Source organism: Peribacillus sp. 05N428 (assembly GCF_056397085.1).
The window spans coordinates 1-3,788 of sequence record NZ_JBFTMS010000095.1 but is presented as its reverse complement, the minus strand read 5'-3'; the positions used below and the strand labels follow the sequence as shown (position 1 = coordinate 3,788).

Sequence of the window (3,788 nt, the reverse complement as noted above, 5' to 3'; positions counted from 1 at the left end):
GATACAGTAAATGCTAATCCTAACGAGGTAACTCGGATTATAATGACCTTTGGTCCTTATACAGGATTGTATGTATGGCATTGTCATATGTTGGAACACGAGGATTATGAAATGATGAGACCGTATATTGTTATCCGATAATAGTCTTTGTTTCATTGATAATCCGGAAACGTTTTTTTCTACATCTTATTTCACCTTTTTGATTTTCTTTAAGTATGGTTCTACTTTTACTGCCACTAATAGCTTCTTCTGTATTATTCACACCTCCATCCCCCTAAAATTCTTCCTCGGTTATTACCTTACCTTTGTTTTCATCCGACCTGAGGACAAAATAAAAAGGTGAATTTTACTTCTCGATAATCGCTGATTTGCGAGAAGTAAAATACCTTGGTAAGCCTATTTTTAAAAATTAATAAGGCGCCAACAGGAGGCAATTGCTCGGTATAGGTATTACCATTAATAAGATATTAATTCAGGCTTATATCAGTTGTAGCAATCCACGTTCCATACTCACCTGCTTGTAGAGAGGGAGGTTTCATAAGAAGACGTCCACGTAAAATAAAATGTCGAATTCTAATCTGGGTTCATCAAATATGGTTAAGTTGCTAGAGAAGGTGGCATAAGGTGAATCATCAAATGTGATTTGTTTGGTGCTTTCATTCCAAAATCCATTAATCGGAATAGTATACCACGAAAATTAACCGTACCAATTACCTTGTTATCTGTAATAGAGTTAATGATAAGTGTGCCCCAAATAATCGGTCTGCCAGCTATAGCAGCGTGGATACCCCATACTGATGGGAATGGAAAACTAACCAAAGTAGTTACCTGAGCAGTTTCCAATGCTAAACTCTCCTTCATTAAAAGTTTATCTTCTGAGGAAAAAAGGATTAGATATGTTATTTACTCCCTTGTTTAAAGGAACAATCCAGTATATGCACCACGAGCAGAATAATCCAATAAACAATGATATTTATGTCACAGTTCGAAGATACTCTACACAAAAAAGTAACTATTACAGGAAAAATAGTTACTCAGGGAAAGATGTGATTTTATTGGAGGTTTGTATGAACCATATTTAAGTATATGTAGAAAAATATAAATTCATGTGCCTAATAAGGAGGGTGATGTGCAGACACAAACCTACAAAAAAAGTAACTATCCAGGCCAAAGATAGTTACTGCTCCGAAAGGATATTAATACTTGAACCCTATATTAAAGTATATGTTAGCAAAGGACAGGAGGTTCCAAATGTGATGGCAGGCAAACGACTATCGCGGGTTGTCATACTCCTTTTTAGTCTATGGCATAGAAAAAGAGCGTGTAAGGGCTTCTTCCTCACTTTCCGAAAAGTCGAGAGAAGAAGCCTTTTTTTCTGCTTTGATTGCTTCTATTTCCTCTTTAGCCGAAGCCACTTCTTTTTTAGTGATTTCCACTTCTTCTTTAGCCGTAAGTAAAAGTTGATTTTCTTTTTGATCCAGCTGCTTTATTACGGAAGCGGATACTTCAGCGACTATTTTATCTAATCGCTCATTAAACCTTTTATCTCGTTCTTCTTCATATTTAGATTTTTCGTCTAGCCGTTCCAATAAAACGCGGATCAGTTCGGATTGCTTTTCCATGGTTTTGTCTTGCTGGTCCAATCTATCCGCTGTAGCTTGTTCAAGGCGCGTTATATCAGAGGGTATAAGCGTATCGGTGGGAAATACAGACTTACTTTCATATATTGCTACAATAGACTTTGCAGCCGTTTCAAGGGCTATGCCTGGGCGGTTCCGCTGCTTTATAAGTTCTTTGAACATCATAATGTTTGAATCTGTATAATTACGGTTTCCTTTTTCGTCTTTCAGGAAGTTATAGCCGTTTTGTTCCAGGAGCCGCGCATATTTGGTTACTGTTTGTCTTTCTATACCCAGGTAATCAGCTACTTCCCCAGGAGTATAAAGCCTTTCTATTTGTTCCGTATCGTCCATAACGGTAAAAGCCCCCCTTTCATCTATAAATTACAACTAGGATTATAACATTCTATCCAATATGAATCTTTTCCTTTTTCTTATTGTGTATAGAAACATCCAAAACTTAAAATTGTTAGCCTTACTATAGGTTTCCTAATCAATAAAGAAAAAGTGAGGATGATCCTATCGGCTTTTTTTATTATAAAAAAATGAGCAAATTCATGTATAAAATTTAAAAAAAGGACAACAATGAGAGTATATTAAAATCCTAATAACAGAAGTGCGCCTTTACCACTGTTTGAGAATAATACTTTAAAAGTTGTCGACGCAATATGATACAAATGCAAAAAGGAATAATATTATTTTAGTTATCACTTTGATATTAGCGATTTTTGTACCTTATAATTAATTTATAGAAAAAAGGCCTATGCACTTATCTAGTACATAGACCTTTATCACAAAATGGTGGTGATTAAATGGACAAAGATACAGTAATTGCGGTCTGCGCTCTTTTAACTGTTATTATCTCTATCATCAACTTAGCAGTTTAATAATTTTCTGGCTTGAAGTGTTGAGGGACACTTTAAGCCTTTTTATTTATATTAATATTATGCGGTTTTTTCGTCACCTTTGCAATTTTAGTACTTGTTCTTGACTTATTTTGTGGTTCTGGTGGTTTTTCCCCCTTGCTACTAGTTGTACCGTCAGGATAGTATCACAAGTACAGTGTATTCGTACTGTGACCTAAATATTTATTTCTCAGTATTAAACTTTCTCCAACTACGGATAATAGCAAATAATTAAATACTGGAGGAATTTAAATGAGAAAATTAATTTGTGTTTTTGTAGCTTTACTTGCTTTTGGCACTAATATCTTGCCTGTTCAAGCTGAAAAAAATCATCAACATAGTTCTAAAGGACAGGAACAAATCTTTGATAATTTTTTCGTTCAACTTTACCAGGAAGAAATTTTAACAGCAGTAAAGGATTATTATAATACTGACTCAATAAACATTGGATATGATTGGTGGGATAAGAATTACGATGTTGTTGAATTGTTACAAAGTGAACCAGGACGAGAATACAGTTCTAGCTATATATTGAAATTTACTGTCTTAACTCACTCTGCATTTGTTCCAAAAGAGAAAGCAAAGCCTTTAGGAATTGATACAATAACGCTTGGTGTGGAACCAATTTTAAATAACAAAGAATTCAACCCGAATGGTCAACCTGTTGTTAAGTTTTTAAATTTCCAACACAATAATCCTCCAATTAGCAAGAACTGGCCGTAACCCACAAACTGGTGAAGAAATAAACATTGCTACTTCTAAAGTTCCAGCTTTTAAACCAGGTAAGGAATTAAAAGAAGTCGTTAAATAAAATAAATATAAAAATTTATAATAGTGTAAAAAAATAATCTGGAGATGAGATGGTCTCCAGATTATTTTTTATTTATATAATTGTGCTTTTGAAATTTTAGTTCAACAAGTTTTTTCATACCACCAACATTCCGTTATTCTGTAGTACACCTAATATTATTACTCAAATGTTTGTACGTTCCATTTAAGGCTACCGCCGCCATACCGAACGAGCCGAAGACCGTAAGTTAAGAGATTAAAAGAATAAAAGGTCATAAGGATAGCAGCCGTGCGGCTGCTTCAGACTGTAGACAAACTCGATGAAAATCGAGTTGATCTGACCCAATAAAGTTAGACATATAATTTAAGCAGCTTCTAAGACCTGAGTTCGGTATTCTATCGGACTCAGGTCTTTTAATTTTACCTTCATTCGTTTGTGGTTATAGTAATGAATATAATCATCTAATTCCTTTTC

6 protein-coding genes and 1 pseudogene are annotated in these 3,788 nt (G+C 34.5%); 3 read left to right on the top strand and 4 right to left on the bottom strand.

Going from position 1 to position 3,788, the window contains the following annotated elements; translation table 11 throughout:
* On the top strand, positions 1–141 hold a 141-nt coding region (locus AC1DIV_RS29740), incomplete at its 5' end, for a multicopper oxidase domain-containing protein (protein WP_477577914.1).
* Here AC1DIV_RS29740 and AC1DIV_RS29735 read toward each other — a convergent pair.
* The 3 genes from AC1DIV_RS29735 to AC1DIV_RS29725 form a co-directional block, all read right to left on the bottom strand.
* Positions 131–262, bottom strand: a complete 132-nt coding sequence (locus AC1DIV_RS29735) for a hypothetical protein (RefSeq protein ID WP_331262961.1) — start codon at positions 260–262, stop codon at positions 131–133. The two genes, AC1DIV_RS29740 and AC1DIV_RS29735, sit on opposite strands and share 11 nt — an antisense overlap.
* 335 nt (positions 263–597) lie before the next feature.
* Entirely contained in the window at positions 598–843 is a 246-nt protein-coding gene (locus AC1DIV_RS29730; RefSeq protein WP_331262960.1) for a hypothetical protein, read from the bottom strand.
* Positions 844–1,301: 458 nt separating this feature from the next.
* Positions 1,302–1,973, bottom strand: a complete 672-nt coding sequence (locus tag AC1DIV_RS29725; RefSeq protein ID WP_063596884.1) for a MarR family transcriptional regulator — start codon at positions 1,971–1,973, stop codon at positions 1,302–1,304.
* An 803-nt stretch (positions 1,974–2,776) separates the two neighbouring features.
* Here AC1DIV_RS29725 and AC1DIV_RS29720 point away from each other — a divergent pair.
* Complete coding sequence (locus AC1DIV_RS29720) at positions 2,777–3,247, top strand: DUF3888 domain-containing protein (RefSeq protein WP_063596883.1); 471 nt, start codon at positions 2,777–2,779, stop codon at positions 3,245–3,247.
* Positions 3,231–3,335, top strand: a pseudogene (locus AC1DIV_RS29715) (HU family DNA-binding protein); the annotation flags it as partial. The gene AC1DIV_RS29720 and the pseudogene AC1DIV_RS29715, both read left to right, overlap by 17 nt.
* A 342-nt stretch (positions 3,336–3,677) precedes the next feature.
* Here AC1DIV_RS29715 and AC1DIV_RS29710 read toward each other — a convergent pair.
* Positions 3,678–3,788: IS3 family transposase (locus AC1DIV_RS29710; protein WP_477576509.1), on the bottom strand; the 111-nt coding region annotated here is incomplete at its 5' end.